Below are 23,303 nucleotides of genomic sequence, written 5' to 3'. Positions count from 1 at the left end.
GGATACTCCGTTGAGAATCAATGACTTGCGCGGGGCGGCGGCATGAGAGCCGACCGCTACGTTCGGCGAATGTTGCTGATCGGTATGGGGCTGGGTTATGCGGCAGTGATGCTTTACTTGCTGTTCGTTCGTCATCGCTATCCGATGGACGGCTATGCTTATAACTTGGTGCCCCTCCGTACGATAGAGAGCTATCTGTTGAACAGAGACGCTTACAACTTCGACACCTGGTTCAAAAATCTGTTCGGCAATCTCGTCTTGTTTATTCCGATCGGGATATTCCTGCCGCTGCTGTTCAAGCGATTGAGGAGAATGATCCCGTTTACAGCAGCTTGCGTTCTTATTTTGCTTGCTGTAGAGACGATGCAAATGCTGTTGAAAGTAGGCAGCTTCGATATCGACGATATTATTTTGAATACAATTGGCGCGTGGCTGGGTCTTTTTTTTACGTATATGATCAGAGGAGTTGCGGGAATTGGACCGTTAAACGGTCTGGCTGATAGAGAAAGCTCGAAAGCTTCAAACGAATAGAGGGGAGAACTGTCGATGAGCAAGTATTGGAGTCCGCTGACCGCTTCGCTGGAGCCGTATGTGCCCGGGGAACAGCCGAAGGACAAGCGTTATATTAAGCTGAATACGAATGAAAGTCCGTATCCGCCGTCTCCCGGAGTGCTGGAGGCGATTAACGGAGCCGTCAATGATGATCTGCGGCTGTACCCCGATCCGAACTGCGAAGCGTTGATTGAAGCCGCTGCGGCTTACTATGGCTTGTCTCCGAAGCAGACCTTCGTAGGCAACGGCTCGGATGAGATTCTCGCTTTTACCTTTGCGGCTTTCTTCGACCCAAGGAAGCCGGTGATGTTCGCCGACATTACCTACAGCTTCTATAAAGTGTATGCCAAGTTCTACGGGCTGGAGCCGCAGTTGATTCCGCTTAACGATGAGCTGGGCATTCCTGTCGATCAGTTCCAGGGCGACGGCCATGGCGGAGTGATCATTCCCAATCCCAACGCGCCTACAGCCGAGCTGCTGTCGCTGGCGGACATCCGCACGCTGCTTGAACGGAATCGCGACGTTGTCGTCGTAATCGATGAAGCATATATCGACTTCGGGGGCGAGTCCGCCATCACGCTCATTGGCGAATACGACAACCTGCTTGTGATTCAGACGTTATCGAAGTCGCGCGCGCTTGCGGGTCTGCGCGTCGGCTTCGCCTTCGGCTCGCCGGAGTTGATCGACGGGCTGAACCGGATCAAGAATTCCTTCAATTCCTACACGCTGGACCGACTTGCTCTGCAGGGAGCAGTCGCGGCGCTGCAGGACGAGGAATACTTCAAGCGAATTACGGATAAGGTGATCGCAACGAGAGAACGGGTCGCTGAGCAGTTGCGGGGACTGGGATTCCAGGTGACGAACTCCAGGGCCAATTTCCTGTTCATCTCTCATGACGATTTCGCTGCGAAGGATTTGTTCCAAGCTCTGCGTGAGCGGGGAGTGCTGGTCCGATATTTCGCCCAGCCGCGCATTGACAACCATCTTCGCGTCAGCATCGGCACCGATGAAGAGATGGACACGTTCCTGAAGCTGACGAAAGAAATTATAGGCCGTTCATAAGCGATATTGCAATAGAAGAGGAGCAGCTTCGCAGGTGGGAGGCTGCTCCTCTTCTTGGTGTATTCGTTCTATTCATAGACGACGCCGGCATAGAACTCCAGCACGTCGCGCAACAGCATGAAAAATTCTCCGTTCGTAATGGCTGCTGTGTCGCTGATGGCATCCAGCGTACGCTGCTGAATCCAGCCTTGCGCCACCAGCTTATCCAGCGTAAGCGTCTCCCCTTGGCCGATATCGACCGTATAAGCGATTGTCTTCGCAGCTTGCTCGATAGAGAGCGGCTGCTTCTCCGGCTCGGACATCTCCTTTACGGCTGCAAGAGGATCGCCCGAGAAGTGCTCCGGATGCTGCTTCATCACTCTGCCCATGCTGTAGGCGATACGTAGCGGATTGGACTTGCCGTCCAGATCAAAAGCCTTATTGTCGCTATTGCCGCTCGTAAGCAGCATGCTGACGGCAGCCTTCAATCCTTCGTATGCTTGGTGCTTCGCGTAGTAAGGCTCTTGGAAATCGTTCATCTTCAAATCCATGCCTTGCGCGGTCAAGCGTTCACGCAGCTCGGCGATCAGCTCCTTCGATTGCGACAGCTCGCGGAAGGTCATCCCGTTGTCCACGGCCAGCTTGGCCGCGGCGCCTGCTGCTTCCGCTGTGGCCATGCCAAGCGGGATAACCCTGGCGCTGCCGTGCGGCAAGGAGTCGAAGCTGGCGGCTCGTCCTACGACGAGCAGGCCGTCCACCTTCTGCGGCACAAGCGTGCGGAACGGTACGCCGTATTGCTCCGGCGAGAACAGGACATAGCCCTTGTCCAGCGGACTTGCCGCTTGAATGTCCACATCGTAGGAGCCGTAAGCGATGGCATCCCAGTGGTCTCTATTCTCCATTAGGTCGGCCATCGTCAGGCGATACTCCCCTATAATATGGCGCGACTCGCGTACGTATAATTCGTCGAACGTATAAGCGAATTCCAGCTCCTTGAATTCCTCGAACGTGCTCTTCAAGTATTCCACAATTCGCGGCGCTTCCGTCTTGCCGATCTCGATCGCGTCCTGAATGCTGTCTTGATCCAGCGGATCGATTCCGAATATGTGCATCGCGTTCACGAGAATGGTGTCGTCGTTCTGACGGCCGATGTTCAGTCCCCTCATCTTCACGCGTTCCGGATTGCTGGATTCGTAATATTGCGCGTCAGGGAAGCCCCAAGCGCTCATCGCATCTATGCCGGTACTGGGGTGGTCCTCGAAGGAGTCCCATATCTCTTGCGTAACGCCCTTCATGGCGAATACCATCGTGACGGCCATCTGATCGTCAGGCGCGCCGATATCCGCTCTGCCCAGCGTGAACGGAGCTCCGGCCGCCGCTGCGATGTCGCCGTCTTGCGTCGCATCGATGACGGCTGGGGCTGTCACTTCCAGCTCTGTGCCGTCCTCCTTCACGATTCGCATGCCTGTCACAACAGCGGCTTCACTTCCCTCCTGTACGAGCGGTTCCATCGACTGCACCTTCATAAGCAGATCGATGTTGTCTTCCGCTTGCACCATGCGGTTGAATACATTGGCCGCCGTGTTCACATCGACGGAGGTTCCTTCCGCTTGATCGTACCACTCTTGGAAGATGCCCTTGTTCAGGAAGTTATGCTTGCCTGGCAGGGGAGACTTCTTGGGCGAATAGTTCAAGTCCAGCGTGTTCAATCCGCCGACCGTCATTAGTCCGCCCAATATGTCGCGACCACGGCCGTCTACGAGCAGTACGCTCAGGCCGTTGCGGGAGGCGGAGATGGCGGCCGCAATTCCTTCGGGGTCCGTACCGGCTACGATGACATCGTATTCGCCGCCCACTTCTGCCACAGACTCCACGGGCATCAGCTCTTGCCGCTTGCTGGAATTGCTTGTATCATTGGCGCGCATCCATAGGCCAACTACGGTCGCGGAAGCGACCAGCACGACAGCCAGTCCGCCCAGCATGACCGTATTGCGAAGCCGCATGGACTTCCCGGACGCATGGCCCGTCGGAATGTCCAGCTTCTGCCCCTTCTTCGGCAGCTGGCCGAAGAAGATCCAGGAATAGGGAACGAAGCGCCCGAAGAAGGCGACTGTTGCCCATGAAGCCAGCAGCATGAACAGCCAGCTGCCCAGATAGCTCATATGCTCCAGGATGGAGTTGCCGAATGTCGGCACATAACGGTCGTATATATAAAGGTACAGCAGATGAATCAAGTATATGCCGAAGGAATATTGCCCGATCCGGTACAGCAGCTTGGATAGAAACGCCGGCATATGGCGATAGATGAAGAAGGCTGCGCCAATCAGCACCAATGCCGAGAAGATGGCGTGAAAGCCCCACAGCAATTCATACAGCCAAGCGGGATATCTCGTGTTATAAGCGCGTTGATTATAATAAATATAAACATGCGACAGAGCGACGGCCAGCCAAGTTGCCCACAATAGCACCCACGCGATAATCCGGCTGCCGCTCATATGCTCTCTGGTCACCGCCAGCCAGCTCTTCAGCTTCGGATAGAAGATGCCGAGAGCCGCACCCGTGAAGAAGAAGGAGAAGTACGATAGCGACCAGCTGCCCTTGTTCGGCACGCCCCAGCCGTAGTTTTTAATCATATATAGATTGAACAGCACGAATGCCCATTGCAGGGCGAAGCCGATCGGTACGAACCAGTAAGCGGCGCGCTTCCACTTCTTCGCTATCCAGAGCACAATCGGGAACAGCAGATAGAACTGGATGCTGATGAACACAAAGTACAGATGAGCGTACACATTGCCCATCAGCAGCTTCTCGCCGAAGTCCAACAAGGCTTCCGCCGTGAACAACGGAGCATTGTATATTTTGCGGACAAGCGCAAAGTAGATGGCGGAGAAGACGATATAAGGAATAATAATGTAAAGCAATCTCTTCTTATAGAAGCTTCCTATCAATTTCTTGTCCAGCGGCCGGTTGTAGTAGCTGTAGAACAGGACAAAGCTGCTGAGAAGAATAAAGGTAGGCGTGCCGAATCGCATAAAAATATTGATGAAATTATAGAAGAAAAAGTAAGCCGACTCTTTCATCGTGATCGTGGCCGCCGCGCTGGCATGCACGGATATGACACCGATGATGGCGAGCGCGCGAACGATCTGCAGCTCAGGAATGTGAGCTTTCCCCGGCAATGATTTTGTGGTCATATGGCGACTACTCTCCCTGCTAGATTAAAGTATAAATAACGTATAAATAGTATCATTGATAGAGATTCGTTTGCAACAAAAGAGGCATGCATACTTTAATAGATTACGGAAAAATATCAATTAACAGGAAAAAACAGCGCCGAGTGACGACGCTGTCCGCTTGTGTCTTCATACTTCTGATCAAAGCTTACGACTCTTGATCAAAGGCGTCCATCAGTTCCTTTGCCCGATCGGTATCTTTCTTCTTCACATGTATTCTCCTCAGTGCTCCTTCTTCGGTAATTTTGGTCTTCAATCCTTCACTTTTGAACAATGCGTAGAGCCGGTCGATCTGATCTGCCCGGGAACCGCCTTCCGTCCGCATTACAACCCAGCGGCCGCCGAATAATCCCATTGTGATCACCTCCACCCGGGAACGTATTTACTGCAGCAGGAGTCACATTACATATGTATTCATAGAGCTGTTGCGTTCATGACTGGTCTGTTCAAAAAACTTAAAAAATCTGCTCTCGCCGGACACGCGGCGAATAAGGCGCGTGCGGGCTCCACAAACTAAACGGGATTGCTGCCCTGACGATAAGTAAGGATGTTGCGTCAGCACTTGACAACTGCAACTGTAATGGATATTATTACAGTATAACCGCAGGGAGGCCCGCCAAGTGAACAGTGAATTTACAATTGCCGTACACAGTCTTGTCTTTCTGGCTTATTTGCCGGAGAGAATGGCAAGCAGCGAGATGATTGCTCACAATGTAGGCACGCATTCAGCGCGTATACGCAAGGTGATGAGCAGCCTGCGCCGCAGCGGATTTGTAGACACGAGGGAAGGCTCAGGCGGCGGTTACCGCCTCACGATTGATCCGAAGTCCGTTACGCTGGCCGACATCTATCGCGTATTGGCACACGGGTCGCTTATCCCGAGCTGGTGTTCAGGCGATCCCGGCATGGATTGCGTCGTCGGTTCCAATATGAACGAGGTCATGCATGGCATATTCTGCAGTGCGGAGAAGCAACTGGAGAGCTACTTCAAGGACATCACCATCGAAGATGTGCTGAAGCAGATTCGGGCATGTCAGTAACGGGCAATGGATGAGACGGGACTTCCCTTGATCATACACACATTGGATAGAGAGGATGATTGTAATGGCAGTAGTAATGACGAAGGATAACTTCACGCAAAGCGTGCAAAACGGAGTAACGCTGGTAGACTTCTGGGCGCCATGGTGCGGACCGTGCAAGATGCAGCTTCCAATCGTGGAGGAGCTGTCAACAGAGCTTGAAGGCACAGCTACAGTAGGCACTATCAACGTTGACGAGCAGCCTGAACTGGCTTCCCAGTTCGGCGTAATGAGCATTCCGACGCTGATCCTGTTCAAGGACGGTCAGCCGGTTGACAAGATGGTCGGCCTGCAAAGCAAGGATGCGCTTAAGTCGAAAATCGCAAACCAGCAATAATCGGCAAGAAAACGATAACCATCAATAAAATGAAAACCGCCAGGATCGGCTGAAAGCTGATTTTGGCGGTTTTCTATTTTGGAGAATTTTTCGTGAAAGCGCAACCTTCCCTCCCCAATGCTCGTCTAAATTATGGATGTAATGCCAATTATGCAGGAGGGGTTGAATAGTGAGAAAAAATAAAGGCGGAAGGCTTGCGCTCGCACTGTCGGTTGCAATGTTTGCATCAGCCTTGTCAATGCCTGTCTCCTCAGCCAGCAAAGAATTGACATCTATGGAGGAAGCAAGCGAAGGGACGAGCAGCGCAGTTCAGGTCAATGCAGTCGATGCAGAAGGGGAAGCAGGAGCCAGCAAAATATCCAAGGAGAAAGCGGAGTCTCTTATTCGGCAATACGTCAATATTCCCGAGGATTACGTCTTGCAGAGAACGAGCTATCAGACCAATATGCTGACAGAAGGCAAGCGTTATGAATGGGATATGCAGTTCCAGAAGCAAGTGAACGGAAAGCATATAGGCAATATTAGCGCTTCGATTGATGCAGACAGCGGCCAGCTCATGTCCTTCAGCAGCTATGTGGACAATCCGTCGGCCAAGCCGACATTTCCGCTGAAGGTGGACAGGAAGGAGGCGCAGCGGATGGCCGAGGAACTGATCGGCGAGCTCGCGGCTTCTTACAAGACCCAGCTGCGTCTGGACGAGGCTTACGGTGCGGACACGCTTCCTCCGCTGACAGGAGGAGTGGTGCATCAGCTGCGGTACGAGCGGGTGGTGAACGGCAATCTGTTCAATGGCAACTTTATTCGCATTTCGATCGACAGCGAAGGTCATCTGCAGAGCTTCCGGCTCGTATGGGACGATACAATCACATTCCCCGAGGCTGGCAAGACATTGACGATGGAGGAGGCTCGAGCGGCATTGGAGAAAGCCGCGAAGCCGGAGCTCTATTACATTCTTCCATACAATCAAGGCACGGGAGCCGCGAAGCCTTATCTCAGCTATCAGCTGCAGCCGTTCGCGATCGACGCCGTGTCCGGGGAAGTATTGGGAGAGGATCGCTATTACGATTACCGGAGAGGAGAGGTGTCCGCCGATCCGCTGACGAAGCTGCCGCTTGGCAGCAAGCCAGAGTCGGGCCAGTTATCGGAGAAGGATGCTATTGCCGCTGTGAAGGACAGCTTCGGGCTGCCCGAAGGAAGCGAACTTGTGAGCAGCAGCTTCAATGATTACAAGGATGAGCGGACCGGCAAGCCGCAGCTGCAATGGCATTTGAACTGGGTGCTGAAGAAGGACGGCAAGGAAGCAGGGAATCTCTATGCCAGCGTGGATGGCAGCACCGGCGTTATCCAGAGCTTCAATCAGTACAGCAATCATAATGAAGCGAATGACGGGCAAGGCGTAACGTTGGAGCAAGCGCTGGAGAAGGCCGAGAGTGCCGTGAAGGAGCAGCTGCCATGGCTGACGGATAAGCTGTACACCGTGAAGCCGGATGAGAAGCAATACGATAGCAAGAAGCCGGAAGAAATAGGCTCGTATTATATCTCATTCGTTCACAAGGTGCATGGCGCGGCCGTGCAATACGACTATGTGAATGTGAACATCGATGCGCGAACGGGGGAAGTGAGAAGCTTCGAAGCGCGCATTGCGGATTTCGACTATGCCTATAGAACTCCCAGACTGATTAGCGAGCCGGCTGCCGTGACGCATTGGATGGATGTGTATAAGCCGCAGTTGACGTATCGTCTGCTGGAGCAGTATTGGCTCGACGGCCAGCCGCTGCCCGTCGAGAAAGTGAACTTGCTGATCGCATCGGGAGAGCGAGTGCCGGATGACATCGAGAAGAAGTCAACGGTGGAGCTGGTGTACCTGCTTGTCAGCAGACCGCTGGAGGATTCCGTATTCCTGGATGCCAGAGACGGGCAGTGGCGGAGCGAGGAGACGGGCGAAGCGACAAGTCTGGATCGGCCCAGAGCGACGGATATTGAAGGACACTGGGCGGAGCATTCGCTTGAGCTGATGGTCGCCTACAAGGCGCTCGATCTGAAGGACGGGGAAGTTCGTCCGGGAGCGAAGATTACGCGGGGAGAGCTGATCAAGATGCTCGTGCTTGCCCGCAACAGCGGCCGCTTCGTTAGCTATGACGGATTGGCCAGCAAAGAAATGAGAGCTTCGTTCAATGATGTCTCCGCAAGTTCTGCATACTTCGCCTATGTGGAAAGTGCGCTGGAGCAGAATCTGATTGACCGCGGCGACGGCAACTTCGAGCCGGATGCGACCGTATCGCGCGACGAGATGGCGGAGCTGATCGTCCGGGCGTTAGGCTACAATACGCTTGCGGAATACGACCATATGTTCAAAGTGAACTTCAAGGATGCGGACAGCATTGCGAACAAAGGCCAGGCGGCCATCGTCGTCGGCCTCAAAATTATGACGCTGTCGGACGGCAAGTTCCTGCCAAACAAGGAAGTGACAAGAGCGGAGGCCTCCATCGCCTTCTATCGCTACCTGCAGAAGCGTGCGGAGCTTCAGGAGGCGCCGCTGCGCATTTGACCCCCCTTTTACTATAGTGAGACAGAGCCTGTGCTGCCCTAAGAGCAGCACAGGCTCTGTTTGCCTATTAACCAACTACTTTGTTCCACTTGAAAATTTCCCCCTCCGAGCGGAAAAATGTGCCCCGTTCAGTCATAGAATATCCCCCGTGGAATCATAGGAATATCCCCCCGTTACGGGCTCCGAAGCCGTTGACGGAGCCTGCCCGCATGCCCTAACATTTTAGGTGTAGCACACATGAACCCCGGCCGGGATCATATCGATGAACTTCTATCAAGGGGGATTGCCAAATGAAGAAAACCGCTTTTACCTTCCTAAGCGTGATATTAGTGATGATGATGTTCCTGGCAGCTTGCGGCAACAGCAGCAAGCCAAGCAACGAGGGGAAACAGGGCTCAACCGGCAATGCGAATCAGGAGGCGCCGAAGGAAACGGAGCAACCTAAGCAAGAAGAAGTGAAGCTTCGCGTATTCTCGACGTTCGGCGGCACGGATGCGGCGCGTGAGGCGTTCGCGACGGCGCTGGATGAGTTCCAGAAGGCGAATCCGCATATCAAAATCGAAAATGACGTGATGTCGGCAAATGACGACGGTTTCAGAACAAAAGTAAACACGGACATGACAAGCGGCAACGAGCCGGACTTGCTGTTCTACTTTATCGGAGCCGATGCCAATGAGATGATCAACGCAGGCAAAGTGGTTGCGCTTGACGAGCTGCTGGATGCGGACCCGGAGTGGAAAAACGGCTTCGCCCCCGCTGCGCTGAACTTCGCCAGACATACCGATGGCAAAATATATTCCATTCCGATGACAGGCTTCTACGAAGGCTTGTTCGTGAACAAAGCGCTGTTCGAGGAGCATGGCGTGGAGCTGCCGACGGATTGGGAGAAGATGAAAACAGCTGTGAAGACGTTCTCCGAGAAGGGCATTATTCCTCTGTCCGGCCCGTTCGATCAATCGCACTACCTGATTGAGCACTTCGTACTGGCTGCAGCCGGCTCTGAAGGCCAGAACAAAGGCCTTGTCGACGGCATCGAGCCGAATTGGGAAAAAGGACTTGCCGCTATGAAGGAGCTGTACGAGCTTGGCGCATTCCCGCAGGATGCCGCTACGATCGACCTGAGCATGGCAGGCAACTACTACTCTGAAGGGCTTGCCGCGATGATTCTGGAAGGCTCATGGGCAATCGGCGGATGGAAAGACGATACGAAAGCGAATACTACAGTACTTCCGTTCCCCGCCATTCCAGGCGGAGCAGGTTCAGGCAAGGACGTTGTAGGCGGCTTCGGAACTGGCTTCTACATGTCGACGGCAACTTATGAGAACGCTCAGAAGAAGGACGCTGCCGTTCTGTTGCTGAAGCATCTGACTTCGAAAGACACGATTAAAGCGATTGCAACGGCTAACGGCGGCACGCCGGCAGCACAGGGCGTTGAGCCGGAAGGCTTGCCGCAAGCGGCGCTGGACGGCTTCAAGATGATCGGAGAAGCGGCTTCCATCAGTATGCCGATCGACAGCAAGGTTACTCCGGAAACGTTCAATACGATTCGCGCCAACGTTCAACCGATTCTGACCGGCGAGAAGACGCCGGCCGAAGGATTGGAAGCGGCAAGAGAGATCGAGCTCGCCAACAAGAAGTAATCTCTTAACATGCAACGATAGGAATAGTCGCCGCCCCTCTGGTCTCAAGGGCGGCGTCATCATTTCAGGGTTGCGCGTGAAAATAATTCCCAAAGGTGATGACGATGAAGGGCGATCGCAAATATATAATGATGTTTCTGCTGCCTGCCGCAGCCATCATGTCCGTATTTCTGTACTATCCGTTTTTCAAAAGTGTATTCTACAGCTTCTTCCGAACGAAAGGCTTCTATGAGAAAACGTTCGTCGGCTTCGAGAACTATGCCAGAATGCTGTCCGACGAGCTGCTCCGGGGAGCGACGCTGCATACTTTGGAGATTATGCTGTATGTGATCGTCTTCCAGGTCGGCATAGCGCTGGTGCTGGCGGTGCTTGTGGACAGCATCAAGTGGGGCAAAGGTTTTTATCGCATGGTGTTCTTCTTCCCGGTCGTCATATCCGGTACCGCCATCGCATTGCTGTTCGTGCTGTTCTACAACTTCCAGTTCGGCTTGCTGAACAATCTGCTTCAGCAGATGGGCATGGACAAGGTGCTGTGGCTGAGCGAGAGCTTTGCGCTGAAGGCGATATCCATCCCCACCGTGTGGCATTATGTGGGCTTCTACTTCGTCTTGTTCCTGACGGCGATGTCCAAGATTCCGTCCGACTTCTATGAAGCGGCGAAGCTGGAGGGGATTACCGGGTTCAAGAAGACGATGAAGCTGACGATTCCGCTCATTATGAGCGACATTAAGGTTGTCATCACGTTGGCCATCACGGGCACGTTGAAGGTGTTCGAGTTCATCTTCGTTCTGACCAGAGGACAGAACGGCACGGAAGTGCTTGGCACGTATATGTACAAGAAGGCGATAGTCGATCAGAACTTCGGCTACGGCTCTACGATAGCGATCTACATTGTCGTATTCGGCGTGCTGCTGGCGCTGCTCGCGAACCGGCTTATGAAGAGGGAAGAAATCACATACTAAGCAGTATTAGGGGTGTTCAACCATGCAACAGACAGTAAGGGGAAACGTTCCGCTCCATCGAACGGTTACGAAGAGAAGGGGCCGGATAAGCATCAGCATGATTCTGATGTATATTGTGCTTACGGCCTGGTCTTTCACGACGATCTATCCCATGTTCTGGGTCATCAACAACTCGTTCAAGGTATCCAGGGATGTGATGAACAATTCATTCGCTATATCCTGGCATCCTGTCATGACCAACTATACGACGGCTTTCGATCGCATCAACATCGGCAAGAGCTATATGAACAGTCTGATTATGTCGGGCAGCGTCGTTATCCTGGTATTGCTGGTTGGCGGGCTTGCCGCCTACGTGCTGTCCAGATTCCAGTTCCGGGGAAGAAGATGGATTTACTCCATTCTGTACGCCAGCTTGCTGATTCCGGCATTCGCCACAGTCGTTCCTGTCTACGATCTGTTGATCAGATGGGGGCTGGTGAACACGCATCTGGGCTTGATTCTGCCTCAGACGGCGGGCAATCTGACCTTTGCCATCCTGGTGCTTGCAGGTTATATGGCGACCATTCCTAAGGATTTGGAAGAAGCTGCATTCATCGACGGCTGCAACCGCTGGAGCTTGTTTACGAGAATATTTTTCCCGGTGGCAAGACCTGCGTTCGCTTCAACGAGCATCTTCGTATTTCTGTGGTCCTATAACGATCTGTTCTCGGCGTTGATCTTCGTCAATAAAGAGAATGTTCGTCCCATTGTTGCCCTGCTGAGCGAGATCAGCTCCCAGTACGGCACAGACTTTGGGCTAATGGCGGCAGCGGTATCGCTCACAGTCGTACCGGTTCTCATCGTCTATTTGTTTATCCAGAAGTATATCGAGAAAGGGCTGACAGAGGGTGCGGTCAAAGGCTGATGGCAATTGACGGCGCCCGTATGCCCTCGCTGCACGTTCTGACGGAGAGTCGAAAGCCAAGCAGCCACGCTATAGCCGGAAGATGCCGGTTATGCCGTGGCTGCTTGTCGTGTAATGGGAAATGTTCCGGCAGTTAATGCTTCTTTTTTTTGCGGGAAGTAAAGTTGGAGACGGACTTGGAATCCTCTACTGTATCGTTGACGAAAGCCATATCCTGATTTTTGGCATGCATTTTTGTCGTTCCTTTATAGTTGCCGCGATGCGTGTTGTTCTCCATACAGGCGTGTCACCTCCTCATGAACTGTAGTATCTCCTTCCTGCCTTGAGACATTCTGAACGACTTGGCAGGAAGATGTCTTCCAATGCGTTATAATTGATGCAAGAGTATGTCCAAGCCAGCATAAATTGCGATGGGAGTTGATCGTTGTGAGCGTAGTTGTTGTACACCGTTATAACGCCCCTGCCGAGAAGGTGTTCGATGCGTGGCTGGATCCTTATGCGGTCGTGAGCTGGATGTTCCCTGACGGCCAGATTGGCCGTGTGGATATTGACGCCCGAGAAGGCGGGTCATTCTCCTTTATCGATTTGAGAGATGATGTGGAGATCGACCACCGAGGTGAATATTTGGTCATTGCTCCGCCGAAGCGTCTCGTATTTACGTGGGGAATACCGAAGGAATCGCCGGATTTCGACCGGGTCGCCATCGATATCGAAGGGACGGAGACAGGGTGCGAGGTTACGTTAACCTATGATCTCGATCCGAAGTGGGCGGAGTATGCCCCTCAGTCGGAGAAGGCTTGGCGAACGATGCTTGAGGCGATCGATAAGGCATTGACAAGGCATTGACAAGGCATTGACGAGGGAATAGGACGTTCTTGTTCGTCGGAGTTCCGCATTTTCCCCGGATGCCGGACAAGAACGTTTCACAAAAGATGGCGTCTGGGGTATAATGACTGAAGTTGTTTACTTTCGGAAATAGGGGTGTCTTCTCGCATGGCTTTGAAAGCAGGGATAGTAGGGCTGCCGAATGTCGGCAAATCAACGTTGTTTAATGCAATTACGCAAGCGGGCGCCGAGTCCGCGAACTACCCGTTCTGTACGATCGATCCCAATGTCGGGGTAGTGGAAGTGCCGGACGAGCGTTTATATAAGCTGGTGGAGCTCGTGAAGCCGAACAATATCGTGCCGACCGCATTCGAATTCGTCGACATTGCGGGACTCGTGGCCGGTGCCAGCAAGGGAGAGGGGCTAGGCAACAAGTTCCTGGCCCACATTCGCGAAGTGGATGCGATCGTGCACGTTGTGCGCTGCTTCCAGGATGAGAACATTACGCATGTATCCGGCAAGGTCGATCCGCTGGGAGATATCGCTACGATTAATATGGAGCTCATTCTGGCGGATATCGATTCCATCGACAGAAGGCTGGAGCGTTCCAGGAAGAACCTGAAGAGCGGCGACAAGAAGGTGGCGCAGGAGGTCGAAGTGCTGGAGCGTCTGAAGGAAGCGCTGTACGAGGACAAGCCGGCGCGCAGCCTGGAGCTGACCGACGACGAGAAGCTTCTGGTGCGGGACCTGCATCTGCTGACGATGAAGCCGATTCTGTACGCCACGAATGTAAGCGAATCGGAAGCGGGCGATACTGAGGGCAACGAATACGTCCAGACAGTGCGCGAGTTCGCGGCGGCGGAAGGCGCCGAGGTCGTGCCGATCAGCGCCAAGGTGGAAGCGGAGATCGCCGAGCTGGAGGGCGAGGACAAGGAGATGTTCCTGGAGGAGCTGGGTCTTGCGGAGTCCGGCCTGAACCGTCTCATTCGCGCGGCGTACAAGCTGCTGGGACTGTACACGTACTTTACCGCTGGCGTACAAGAGGTGCGGGCATGGACGATTCGTCAGGGCATGAAGGCGCCTCAGGCGGCCGGCGTGATCCACACGGACTTCGAGCGCGGCTTCATTCGTGCCGAGGTAGTGTCTTATGACGATCTGGTAGCCGCAGGCTCCATGGCGGTCGTGAAGGAGCGCGGCCAGCTGCGGCTGGAGGGCAAGGAGTACGTCGTACGCGACGGCGATGTCATGCATTTCCGGTTCAATGTGTAATCATTAGCGATAAGCTATATACAGCTTTAAGCAGCCTCTAACCGACAAGGTTGGGGGTTTTTTGCTGCATCCGGCAAGATTGTGGACAAGATGTGCACAGGCTGTGTATAATTATGTGGATAATTCCAGTTGTTTTGTGGACAAGTGTGCGTAATTCTGTGTACAACCATCGCTGAAACAGTTATCCACGTGGATAACGAGCAGCGAACAGCCGTTCACGGAGACTTCTCCAGAAACCTCATATTCAACCGGAACTTTCGTTATGCTATAATGATGATTATCTTAATGGAAAATAAACAGAGGTGAATAACGGTGCTAGACCGATTACAAGCGCTGGCCGACCGATACGAGAAGCTGAGCGAGCTGCTGTGCGATCCCGATGTATCCAGTGATCCCAAGCGGCTTAGAGAGCTGTCCAAGGAACAGTCGGACTTACAAGAGGCTTATGAGGCCTATACGGAATATAAAGAAGCGTCGCAGCAATTGGAAGATGCGAAGCTGATGCTGAACGAGAAGCTTGATGACGAGATGCGCGAGATGGTGAAGCTGGAGATCGAAGAGCTCTCGCCGCGCGTGACGGAGTTGGAAGAACGCATTCGCGTCCTGCTGCTGCCGAAGGACCCCAACGACGACAAGAATGTTATTGTGGAGATTCGCGGCGCTGCGGGCGGCGACGAAGCCGCCTTGTTCGCTTACGATCTGTATCGGATGTATACGAAGTATGCGGATACCCAAGGCTGGCGCGTGGAGCTGATGGACTTCAGCGAGAATGATCTGGGCGGATTTAAAGAGGTCATCTTCATGATTAACGGCAAGGGCGCGTACAGCAAGATGAAATACGAGAGCGGGGCGCACCGCGTGCAGCGCATTCCGGTGACGGAATCCGGCGGACGCATTCATACATCGACGTCGACGGTAGCCGTGATGCCTGAGGTAGAGGACGTTGAAGTGGAAATTCTGGATAAGGATATTCGCATTGATACATTCTGCTCCAGCGGCGCCGGTGGCCAGTCTGTCAACACGACCAAGTCCGCCGTGCGCGTGCTTCACGTGCCGACGGGCATTATGGCGACATGTCAGGACGGCAAGTCGCAGAACGACAACAAGATGAAGGCGCTGCAGGTGCTTCGGGCGCGCATCTTCGACGTTCGTCGCCAAGAGGAAGAAGCGAAGTATGCCGGCGAGCGGAAGAGCAAGGTGGGAACGGGCGACCGCAGCGAGCGGATCAGAACGTACAACTTCCCGCAGAGCCGCGTGACGGACCATCGCATTAATCTGACGCTGCACCGGCTGGATTCCGTCATGAACGGAGATCTGGAGGATATTATCGGGCAGCTCACGATAGCCGAGCAGGCGGACCTGATGGAAAGAGAATCGATGGGCAGCCAATGATCAGCTGAAGCGGAATAAGCAAGTGCCGGATAGCCGCAGAATTTATCCCTTGGCGGGACGATTCAGGCGGTCATCCGGTTTTTTGTTGCGGTAGCAATAGCGTTAGCGCTATTGACGAAAGGAGCATTCTGGTGACCTGTAGCGGCAGATGCGCGAGAGGAGTGGACGTACGATGCAGAATGAATCGAATACGGGGACGACTGCGCCGTTCAGCGAGGGGCTGACTATCAGAGAGGCATGCCGCAAGGCGACCGCTTGGCTGGAGGCTCAAGCGGTGGAGGAGGCTGACAGCAATGCGGAGCTGCTACTCATGCATGTGCTGGAGCTGGACCGCGCGGCGCTGCTGCTTGCCTGGAACGACACCTTCCCCTCGCATAAGAGGGAGCAGTGGCAAGCGCTGCTGCAGCGCAAGGCTTGCGGTGAGCCGATCCAATATATGATCGGCGAGCAATGGTTCTACGGCCGGCCGTTCACGGTAACTCCGGCCGTGCTGATCCCGCGCCCCGAGACGGAGCTGCTCGTCGAGGCGGTGCTCACCGCCGCCGACCGGCTATGGCCGGCGGCGGAGCGTTCTCCGGCGCCGCATAGCGTCGGCGCCGGGACGGGCGCCGCAGCAGGGCCGACGGTCGTCGACGTCGGCACCGGCAGCGGCGCCATCGCCGTGACGCTGGCTGCGCAGCGTCACAGCTGGCGCGTCAGCGCGTCCGATCTGTCGCCGGACGCGCTGGAGGTCGCCCGCAGGAACGCGGCCCGCCATGGCGTGGCGGACCGCGTGCAGTTCCTGCAGGGCGACTTGCTCGCACCCTATCTAGCAGGGTGCGTCAGCGGCGGGCGCGGCGGCGTGGCGATCGACGCGCTCGTGTCCAATCCGCCGTATATACCGGCGGCGGATCTGCCAGGGCTGCAGCGCGAGGTGCGGGAGTATGAGCCGCAGCTCGCGCTGGACGGCGGGGCGGACGGGCTGGACCCGTACCGCCGCATGCTGGAGCAGCTGCGGGAGCTGCCGCAGCTGCCGCGGCTTGTCGCCTTCGAGCTGGGCATCGGCCAGCCGTCCGTCGTCGCCGACATGATGAGGGAGATGGGGGTGTGGAGCGGCATCGCGATCATCAAGGATTATGCCGGCATCGAGCGCCACATTATTGCGACACAGGAGTAGTGGTCGGCTGGTGATTGTACGATAAATCGTAACTACTAAGGTACTAAAGCAAATAGGGGTGGGGCTTATCGCTCAAAAAGTTCACATAGTATCGGAAAAGTAGAGGAAAGTGTGCGCAATCCTCATTTTAGTCACATAGCCCCGCCAAGCGTGCCTCGTACCGAATGGACCCAAGTAGTAACGATAAATCGTACAAATTGAACCAAAAAGTGACTCGTGAAGCGGAAATTGTACGAAAAATCGTACAAAATGTGAGCCGAAGCGGGTAACTCCGCCAGCTTTGTACGATAAATCGTACAAAATGGACTGGAAAGTGGCTCGTGATGCGAAAATTGTACGAAAAATCGTACAAAGTGAGAGCCGAAGCGGGTAACTCCGCCAGCTTTGTACGAAAAATCGTACAAATTGAACCAAAAAGTGGATCGTGATGCGGAAATTTTACGATAAATCATACAAAATGTGAGCCGGAGCGGGTAACTTCTCCAGCTTTGTACGAAAAATCGTACAAAATGGACTGGAAAGTGGCTCGTGATGCCGAAATTGTACGAAAAATCGTACAAAGTGAGAGCCGGAGCGGGTAACTTCTCCAGCTTTGTACGATAAATCGTACAAAATGGACTGGAAAGTGGCTCGTGATGCGAAAATTGTACGAAAAATCGTACAAAGTGAGAGCCGAAGCGGGTAACTCCGCCAGCTTTGTACGAAAAATCGTACAAATTGAACCAAAAAGTGGATCGTGATGCGGAAATTTTACGATAAATCATACAAAATGTGAGCCGGAGCGGGTAACTTCTCCAGCTTTGTACGAAAAATCGTACAAAATGGACTGGAAAGTGGCTCGTGATGCCGAAATTGTACGAAAAATCATACAAAATGTGAGCCGAAGCGGGTAACTCCGCCAGCTTTGTACGAAAAATCGTACAAAATGGACTGGAAAGTGGCTCGTGATGCGGAAATTGTACGAAAAATCGTACAAAGTGAGAGCCGAAGCGGGTAACTCCGCCAGCTTTGTACGAAAAATCGTACAAAATGGACTGGAAAGTGGCTCGTGATGCGGAAATTGTACGAAAAATCGTACAAAAAGTGAGCCATAGCGAGTCCCCCTTCGGCTTGCAACTCCCCTCCCCCTGTTCTTCCGCTTATTCCGGCATCATGCCGGTGCTGATGGCGATCCGGTTCCAGCTGTTGATCGTGACGGTCGCCATAATCAGGTTGCCAATCTCCTCCTGATCATAGTGCCGCGCCGCTTCTTCATATACCGCATCCGGCACATGATTATCCGCTATGAGCGTAATGGCTTCTGTCAGTGCCAGGGCGGCTCTCTCCTTGTCCGTGAAGAATGGCGTCTCCCGCCATGCGTTCAGCGCATAGATGCGCCGCTCGGATTCACCGTACGCCCTCGCGTCTTTCGTGTGCATATCGATGCAGAACGCACAGCCGTTCATTTGCGACGCCCTGATCTTGATCAGCTCCAATGTTGTCTTATCGATTCCCGATGTCTGCACATAATTTTCCATGTTCAACATGGCCGTGTAACCTTTCGGAACCACTTTGTTCATTTGCATCCTTTGCGTCATGAATATCCACTCCCTAATTTGAGATGTCGCCGCTGACAGTGACGGTCGAATGCGACTCGATACAGTGCCAATACAACTGGCAGACGCTGCATGGATGAACAGCAAACCAATTGAAGCTAAGCGTCGGCAGCGAAACGTCTAGAAGCTGCTTGCAGTTGATCGATGATCGGAAGCGAAACGTCTAGAAGCTGCTTGCAGTTGATCGATGATCGGCAACGAAAGGTCTAGAAGCTGCTTGCAGTTGATCGATGATCGGAAGCGAAACGTCTAGAAGCTGCTTGCAGTTGATCGATGATCGGCAACGAAAGGTCCAGAAGCTGCTTGCAGTTGATCGATGATCGGAAGCGAAACGTCTAGAAGCTGCTTGCAGTTGATCGATGATCGGCAACGAAAGGTCCAGAAGCTGCTTGCAGTTGATCGATGATCGACAGCAGTGTGCCGCGGCTTACATCTCTATGACAACGAAGCGTCCGGAATTGTGACATGCTCCAGTTTATCCGGATTTTTAATCATATAGATTGATTCGATCCGCCGACTGTCTGCAGCCATGTGGAACGACAGCACTGTTACAGCCACCCCATCCTTCACAATGACCACGCCCGGCGATCCATTGACTAATACAAGCATATGGCCATCAGCCAGGAATCCTCTCGGTACGATGCCGCACATAAGCGCGACAACGCGCTCCTTGCCCATAATGGGGAATATTGCGGTGCGCACTTTTCCTCCCCCGTCGTTTTTCATGACGACATCCGCCGCAAGCAACTCAAGCAGCGCTTCCTTGTTTCCCGTTTCCGAAGCATGCATGAACGCTTTCACGATAGCGTCCGCATTCGGGACGCGAAGCGCGGGTTCTCGTCTTCCCTCCCCTAGCTTAGCTTTCGCTCTGCTGAATATTTTGCGGCAATTCGCCTCCGACTTCCCCGTCGCTTCCGCAATGTCCGGATAGCTGTAGCCGAGCGTTTCCTTCAGCAGGAACACTGCTCGTTCCATTCCGCTCAGCTCCTGCAGCATGATGAGCATCGCATAAGTCATCTCTTCTTGCCGCTCCAGCCGGTCCCCAGGCTCCTGACTGCTTGTATAGGCGGTTACAAGCGGCTCCGGCAGCCAGATGCCCGTGTAGACTTCCCGCTGCTTGCGCGCCGATTTGATGAAGTTGAGGCAGCGGTTCGTCACCATTCTTACCAAGTATGCCTTCTCATGCCGAACATCCTGCTCCTCCAGCCGATAGTATCGAGCGAACACCTCCTGCACCATATCCTCCGCATCACTGTAAGAACCCAGCATTTTATAGGCAAGCCGATGCAATAATCCGTAATACTGTCTATAGACCGGTGAAATGTCCAATTCGTCACCTCTTCCGCAATCTTTGTGAAGCCATTATAGCGGACCTCATCCCAAAAAAGAAAGTTTCATAGAGTTGCGAGGTTTACAGACTTATCATGCCGGGCATAATGACGGATAGAGACGTTCCGGGACGCAAGCAGGCACGCCGACGGGCGAGCGAGAGGAGCTTGTGTATATGTCCAGCTATTATTCTACTTATTCGGTTCACGCTTATAAATTTCCTTATCGTTCTTCGTACGGATTTATCGTTATTGCTATTATTCTGTTGATTATGAGCTGGGAAGCCCAGAAGACCGACGCCGCCATGACGGCGGGAAGCATACCCGAAGAGGCTATCCGCCTGCGCATTCTCGCCCATTCCGATTCCCCTGCAGATCAACTGGTGAAGCGTGTTGTGCGCGATGCGATCGTGAAGCAGATGGGAAGCTACGCGGCGCAGCCTGCAACGATTGAGGAGGCGCGAGCAGTGATGCATGAGCATATGCCGGAGATTGAGGAGACGGTAGCGGAGGTGCTGAGAAGCAGAGGATTTTCCTATTCCTTCTCCGTGGAGCTGAATAACGTGCAATTTCCTACGAAAATGTACGGCAACGAAGTATACCCGGCAGGCGAGTATGAAGCTTTGCTCATTACGCTCGGGGAGGGCAACGGTCAGAATTGGTGGTGCGTTCTGTTCCCTCCGCTCTGCTTCGTGGATGCGGCGACAGGCGAAGCGTCGGCGGCATCTTCTTCGGCGGATGCGTCGGCAGGCATAGTGTCTGCTGCACAAGACGCTGGTAAGCAGCCTGCGGCGGCAGGCGAAGCGCCCGAGGTGAAATTTTTCTTATGGGAAATGATCCAGAAGCTGATCGACTGGATTAAATCGTTATTTTGAAAGACCGGCCTGCGATTATGTTATAATAGCGTTGAATTAACGACTATTGTATGAAGGTTGAATATAAGACATGATGGATACGAAGATATGGCAAGCTAACGGGCATACCCAGTCCTTGAAAGAAGCGGCGGAACTGCTGCGGAACGGGGGGCTGGTCGCATTTCCAACAGAGACGGTGTACGGCTTGGGCGCCAATGCGGCGGATAACGATGCCGTGCAGGGCATATTCCGCGCGAAGGGCCGCCCTTCCGACAACCCGCTCATTGTGCATATTGCGGATATGGAGCAGTTGGACGGGCTGGTAGAGCCTTATCCGCCTCTGGCAAGACGCCTGATGGAGAAGTATTGGCCGGGACCGCTTACGCTGGTGCTGCCGGTGAAGACCGGGGCGCTGTCGCCGCTCGTGACGGCAGGCCTTCCGACCGTAGGCGTCCGCATGCCGGATCATGCCCTTGCGCTGCAGTTGCTGCGGCAGGCCGGTTGCCCGGTGGCGGCGCCCAGCGCCAACCTGTCCGGGCGGCCGAGTCCGACGACGGCCGACCATGTGGCGGACGATCTGACGGGACGAATAGACGGTATCGTAGACGGAGGAGCTACAGGTGTGGGACTGGAGTCGACGGTCGTGGAGCTGGTTGACGAAGGGACGGTGCGTATTCTACGGCCCGGCGGCGTAACGATGGAGTCGCTCGCAGAAGAGCTGTCGAATATCCGAATCATTCGTGAAGGCTTGCTTGAAGCGGATCAAGCCCCGCGTTCGCCCGGCATGAAGTATACGCACTATGCACCGAAGGGCGAGCTGTGTCTCGTGCGAGGTCGCCCTTCCGATGTAACAGCCTACATTAACGATAAGCTGATGCAGGCGAAGGCGGCGGGAGTGAAGACAGGCGTTCTCGCTTTTCGCGAGAGGGCTCATAGGTATGATACCGCTGACCGGGTGGAGGATTGCGGCAGCGAGCGGAATCTTGAGGAAGCGGCTCATCGCCTGTATGGGGCGTTGCGACGGTTCGACGATGAAGGGATAGAACGGATGTGGGCCGAAGGGTGCGTACCGGACGGCGGCATCGGAGAGGCGTTGCTGAATCGGTTGGCGAAGGCGGCGGGACACCTTATTGTGAATACTTAGAACATGTTTCCCCCCTTGTCCGCATATGTTGAGTAGAGACGCATGTGGACATGGGGGAGATAGTGGGATGGAATATACAGGCGGATTCATTACCCTGTTTATTATTGCCGTCGCCTTGGGCTTCGACGCCTTCTCGCTTGGACTTGGCATCGGGCTGAAGGGTATTCGGCTGCTGGATATCGCCAAGCTGGGCGTTGTCATCGGGTTATTCCATGTTATTATGCCGATTGGCGGCATGCTGACGGGACAGCTTGTAAGCGGTCTGCTCGGCGATGTGGCGACCATTTCGGCCGGCGTATTGCTCATGCTGCTGGGCGGCCATATGATTTACAGCTCCTTTAAAGGAGAAGAAGTACAGTCCTTTAACCACCGATCGGGCTGGGGACTGTTCATGCTGGCGGCAAGCGTAAGCGTAGACGCCTTTTCGGTTGGCGTGACGCTCGGCATGTTCTGGGCGGATTTTTGGCTGACCGTGCTGCTGTTCGGATTTTTCGGCGGACTTATGTCCATGCTGGGCTTGCTGCTGGGACGCAAGGTAAGCGCCAATCTGGGGGAGTACGGAGAAGCGTGCGGCGGAGCCATTCTGCTCGTGTTCGGCATTCTGTTCATAACCTAGAGATAACGTCAAGCACAACAGGAAGGAGATGACAGCATGAAGCGAATTTTATTCGTATGTACAGGCAATACATGCCGTTCGCCGATGGCCGAGGCCATCTTGCGGCATAAGGCCCGGGAGAGAGGGGTTCCGGTGGAAGTGCGCTCTGCCGGCGTGTCGACGATTGACGGATTGCCGATATCGGCACATTCTCTGGAAGCGCTGCGCCGCCGGGACGTCTTGCATGCCGGTTCGTCTTCGTCCTTAACGACGGAGGCGATCCGGTGGGCGGATCTGATTCTGACGATGACGTCAGGGCATAAGCGTGAATTGCTGCAGTGGCATCCGGAGTCGGTGGACAAGACCTATACCTTGAAGGAATACGCTATACAGAGTGCATCGGTATTGTGTGATATTGCGGAACTGGAGGGGCTCTACACCGATATGCAGATGAAGCAGGCGCTGGGAGACCAGCTGTCGGATACAGAGCGCGCACGGCTGCTGGAGCTGGAGAGGCGCATTCCCAGCTTCGATATCGCCGATCCCTTCGGCGGTCCGTTGTCGCTGTATAACAGCTGCTCCGATGAGATCGAAGAAGCGGTGGACAAGCTGCTTGACCGGCTATAAGAAGTTGTTCAGGTTTATTGAACACGCACTTTAAGCAACTTTACGTCAATGGATTGATTATTTTCATCGTTTGAGCTATGATGAGGGAGAAGATAATAGTATCCAATGTAACTGGCGACGAAAGTGGGCATACCACGGTGGAGCATTGGATGATACGGCCGGTCGCCTGGGCAAAGAGCATCATGCATATGTGCATGTATTGCTCTTTTTTCGTTTTTTGCG

At 54.0% G+C, this 23,303-nt stretch carries 21 protein-coding genes and 1 riboswitch; of the genes, 16 read left to right on the top strand and 5 right to left on the bottom strand.

The annotated features are described in order from the left end of the window. The first annotated feature begins 42 nt into the window (after window positions 1–42). Window positions 43–531, top strand: a complete 489-nt coding sequence (locus M6D81_RS07350) for a VanZ family protein (RefSeq protein ID WP_262676189.1) — start codon at window positions 43–45, stop codon at window positions 529–531. 15 nt (window positions 532–546) lie between these two features. Beyond that, on the top strand, window positions 547–1,614 hold the full coding sequence (hisC, locus tag M6D81_RS07345; protein WP_262676188.1) for a histidinol-phosphate transaminase: 1,068 nt from the start codon (window positions 547–549) through the stop codon (window positions 1,612–1,614). A gap of 68 nt (window positions 1,615–1,682) precedes the next feature. On the opposite strand, the gene M6D81_RS31675 is transcribed toward hisC, so the two are convergent. Both M6D81_RS31675 and M6D81_RS07330 read right to left on the bottom strand, forming a co-directional pair. Beyond that, entirely contained in the window at window positions 1,683–4,787 is a 3,105-nt protein-coding gene (locus M6D81_RS31675; protein WP_317259100.1) for an FAD-dependent oxidoreductase, read from the bottom strand. Window positions 4,788–4,974: 187 nt separating this feature from the next. Then, window positions 4,975–5,181 carry a hypothetical protein gene (locus M6D81_RS07330; RefSeq protein WP_262676187.1) on the bottom strand — a complete coding sequence of 69 codons (207 nt, stop codon included), beginning with the start codon at window positions 5,179–5,181 and terminating at the stop codon, window positions 4,975–4,977. A 265-nt stretch (window positions 5,182–5,446) separates the two neighbouring features. On the opposite strand from M6D81_RS07330, the gene M6D81_RS07325 reads away from it, so the two are divergent. The 6 genes from M6D81_RS07325 to M6D81_RS07300 all read left to right on the top strand — a co-directional run bounded on the left by M6D81_RS07325 (window position 5,447) and on the right by M6D81_RS07300 (window position 12,296). Next, window positions 5,447–5,866 (top strand): RrF2 family transcriptional regulator, encoded by a 420-nt coding sequence (locus tag M6D81_RS07325; protein WP_262676186.1) that lies wholly within the window; start codon window positions 5,447–5,449, stop codon window positions 5,864–5,866. A gap of 64 nt (window positions 5,867–5,930) precedes the next feature. After that, the gene (gene trxA, locus M6D81_RS07320) at window positions 5,931–6,242 is read left to right on the top strand and encodes a thioredoxin (RefSeq protein ID WP_262676185.1); all 312 of its coding nucleotides are present in this window, start codon (window positions 5,931–5,933) and stop codon (window positions 6,240–6,242) included. Between the two features lie 169 nt (window positions 6,243–6,411). Next, window positions 6,412–8,790, top strand: a complete 2,379-nt coding sequence (locus tag M6D81_RS07315; protein ID WP_262676184.1) for an S-layer homology domain-containing protein — start codon at window positions 6,412–6,414, stop codon at window positions 8,788–8,790. Window positions 8,791–9,080: 290 nt separating this feature from the next. Next, entirely contained in the window at window positions 9,081–10,430 is a 1,350-nt protein-coding gene (locus tag M6D81_RS07310; protein WP_262676183.1) for an ABC transporter substrate-binding protein, read from the top strand. A 104-nt stretch (window positions 10,431–10,534) separates the two neighbouring features. Beyond that, window positions 10,535–11,392, top strand: coding sequence for a carbohydrate ABC transporter permease (locus tag M6D81_RS07305; protein WP_262676182.1), 858 nt, complete (start codon window positions 10,535–10,537; stop codon window positions 11,390–11,392). 22 nt (window positions 11,393–11,414) lie between these two features. Continuing rightward, on the top strand, window positions 11,415–12,296 hold the full coding sequence (locus M6D81_RS07300) for a carbohydrate ABC transporter permease (RefSeq protein WP_262676181.1): 882 nt from the start codon (window positions 11,415–11,417) through the stop codon (window positions 12,294–12,296). Between the two features lie 133 nt (window positions 12,297–12,429). Here the strand turns inward: M6D81_RS07300 and M6D81_RS07295 are convergent, their stop codons facing one another. Beyond that, a complete protein-coding gene (locus tag M6D81_RS07295; protein WP_262676180.1) occupies window positions 12,430–12,573 on the bottom strand; it encodes a hypothetical protein in 144 nt (47 codons plus the stop codon). A 149-nt stretch (window positions 12,574–12,722) separates the two neighbouring features. Here M6D81_RS07295 and M6D81_RS07290 point away from each other — a divergent pair, with 149 nt between their 5' ends. The 4 genes from M6D81_RS07290 to prmC all read left to right on the top strand — a co-directional run bounded on the left by M6D81_RS07290 (window position 12,723) and on the right by prmC (window position 16,938). Then, window positions 12,723–13,142, top strand: a complete 420-nt coding sequence (locus M6D81_RS07290; protein WP_262676179.1) for an SRPBCC family protein — start codon at window positions 12,723–12,725, stop codon at window positions 13,140–13,142. A gap of 147 nt (window positions 13,143–13,289) precedes the next feature. After that, window positions 13,290–14,390: a redox-regulated ATPase YchF gene (ychF, locus tag M6D81_RS07285; protein WP_262676178.1), complete on the top strand. Its 1,101-nt coding sequence runs from the start codon at window positions 13,290–13,292 to the stop codon at window positions 14,388–14,390. Window positions 14,391–14,702: 312 nt separating this feature from the next. After that, on the top strand, window positions 14,703–15,782 hold the full coding sequence (prfA, locus tag M6D81_RS07280; protein WP_262676177.1) for a peptide chain release factor 1: 1,080 nt from the start codon (window positions 14,703–14,705) through the stop codon (window positions 15,780–15,782). A 172-nt stretch (window positions 15,783–15,954) separates the two neighbouring features. Then, window positions 15,955–16,938 carry a peptide chain release factor N(5)-glutamine methyltransferase gene (gene prmC / locus M6D81_RS07275; protein ID WP_262676176.1) on the top strand — a complete coding sequence of 328 codons (984 nt, stop codon included), beginning with the start codon at window positions 15,955–15,957 and terminating at the stop codon, window positions 16,936–16,938. A 1,139-nt stretch (window positions 16,939–18,077) separates the two neighbouring features. On the opposite strand, the gene M6D81_RS07270 is transcribed toward prmC, so the two are convergent. Both M6D81_RS07270 and sigJ read right to left on the bottom strand, forming a co-directional pair. Further along, window positions 18,078–18,515, bottom strand: a complete 438-nt coding sequence (locus tag M6D81_RS07270) for a carboxymuconolactone decarboxylase family protein (protein WP_262676175.1) — start codon at window positions 18,513–18,515, stop codon at window positions 18,078–18,080. Window positions 18,516–18,968: 453 nt separating this feature from the next. Then, window positions 18,969–19,862 carry an RNA polymerase sigma factor SigJ gene (gene sigJ, locus M6D81_RS07265; RefSeq protein WP_262676174.1) on the bottom strand — a complete coding sequence of 298 codons (894 nt, stop codon included), beginning with the start codon at window positions 19,860–19,862 and terminating at the stop codon, window positions 18,969–18,971. 175 nt (window positions 19,863–20,037) lie between these two features. Between sigJ and spoIIR the strand changes: the two genes are divergently transcribed. The 4 genes from spoIIR (at window position 20,038) to M6D81_RS07245 (ending at window position 23,081) form a co-directional block, all read left to right on the top strand. Beyond that, complete coding sequence (spoIIR, locus tag M6D81_RS07260; RefSeq protein ID WP_262676173.1) at window positions 20,038–20,736, top strand: stage II sporulation protein R; 699 nt, start codon at window positions 20,038–20,040, stop codon at window positions 20,734–20,736. A gap of 70 nt (window positions 20,737–20,806) precedes the next feature. Then, window positions 20,807–21,859 carry an L-threonylcarbamoyladenylate synthase gene (locus M6D81_RS07255; RefSeq protein WP_262676172.1) on the top strand — a complete coding sequence of 351 codons (1,053 nt, stop codon included), beginning with the start codon at window positions 20,807–20,809 and terminating at the stop codon, window positions 21,857–21,859. A 67-nt stretch (window positions 21,860–21,926) separates the two neighbouring features. Then, the gene (locus M6D81_RS07250; RefSeq protein ID WP_262676171.1) at window positions 21,927–22,475 is read left to right on the top strand and encodes a manganese efflux pump MntP; all 549 of its coding nucleotides are present in this window, start codon (window positions 21,927–21,929) and stop codon (window positions 22,473–22,475) included. 36 nt (window positions 22,476–22,511) lie between these two features. Further along, window positions 22,512–23,081 carry a low molecular weight protein arginine phosphatase gene (locus tag M6D81_RS07245; protein WP_262676170.1) on the top strand — a complete coding sequence of 190 codons (570 nt, stop codon included), beginning with the start codon at window positions 22,512–22,514 and terminating at the stop codon, window positions 23,079–23,081. Between the two features lie 97 nt (window positions 23,082–23,178). Beyond that, a riboswitch (ZMP/ZTP riboswitch) is annotated at window positions 23,179–23,260 on the top strand. Window positions 23,261–23,303 lie beyond the last annotated feature (43 nt).

This window comes from Paenibacillus sp. J5C2022, from assembly GCF_025567625.1.
Classification (GTDB): Bacteria; Bacillota; Bacilli; order Paenibacillales; family Paenibacillaceae; genus Pristimantibacillus.
Note: the sequence above shows the minus strand (reverse complement) of the source record. Positions and strands in the feature narration are given on the sequence as shown.

Excerpts from the sequence above, each read along its gene's own strand:
- M6D81_RS07350 (WP_262676189.1), top strand. The coding sequence starts at position 43 with ATGAGAGCCGACCGCTACGTTCGGCGAATGTTGCTGATCGGTATGGGG.
- hisC (WP_262676188.1), top strand. The coding sequence starts at position 547 with ATGAGCAAGTATTGGAGTCCGCTGACCGCTTCGCTGGAGCCGTATGTG.
- M6D81_RS31675 (WP_317259100.1), bottom strand. The coding sequence starts at position 4,787 with ATGACCACAAAATCATTGCCGGGGAAAGCTCACATTCCTGAGCTGCAG.
- M6D81_RS07330 (WP_262676187.1), bottom strand. The coding sequence starts at position 5,181 with ATGGGATTATTCGGCGGCCGCTGGGTTGTAATGCGGACGGAAGGCGGT.
- trxA (WP_262676185.1), top strand. The coding sequence starts at position 5,931 with ATGGCAGTAGTAATGACGAAGGATAACTTCACGCAAAGCGTGCAAAAC.
- M6D81_RS07310 (WP_262676183.1), top strand. The coding sequence starts at position 9,081 with ATGAAGAAAACCGCTTTTACCTTCCTAAGCGTGATATTAGTGATGATG.
- M6D81_RS07305 (WP_262676182.1), top strand. The coding sequence starts at position 10,535 with ATGAAGGGCGATCGCAAATATATAATGATGTTTCTGCTGCCTGCCGCA.
- M6D81_RS07300 (WP_262676181.1), top strand. The coding sequence starts at position 11,415 with ATGCAACAGACAGTAAGGGGAAACGTTCCGCTCCATCGAACGGTTACG.
- M6D81_RS07295 (WP_262676180.1), bottom strand. The coding sequence starts at position 12,573 with ATGGAGAACAACACGCATCGCGGCAACTATAAAGGAACGACAAAAATG.
- ychF (WP_262676178.1), top strand. The coding sequence starts at position 13,290 with ATGGCTTTGAAAGCAGGGATAGTAGGGCTGCCGAATGTCGGCAAATCA.
- prmC (WP_262676176.1), top strand. The coding sequence starts at position 15,955 with ATGCAGAATGAATCGAATACGGGGACGACTGCGCCGTTCAGCGAGGGG.
- M6D81_RS07270 (WP_262676175.1), bottom strand. The coding sequence starts at position 18,515 with ATGACGCAAAGGATGCAAATGAACAAAGTGGTTCCGAAAGGTTACACG.
- spoIIR (WP_262676173.1), top strand. The coding sequence starts at position 20,038 with ATGTCCAGCTATTATTCTACTTATTCGGTTCACGCTTATAAATTTCCT.
- M6D81_RS07255 (WP_262676172.1), top strand. The coding sequence starts at position 20,807 with ATGATGGATACGAAGATATGGCAAGCTAACGGGCATACCCAGTCCTTG.
- M6D81_RS07250 (WP_262676171.1), top strand. The coding sequence starts at position 21,927 with ATGGAATATACAGGCGGATTCATTACCCTGTTTATTATTGCCGTCGCC.
- M6D81_RS07245 (WP_262676170.1), top strand. The coding sequence starts at position 22,512 with ATGAAGCGAATTTTATTCGTATGTACAGGCAATACATGCCGTTCGCCG.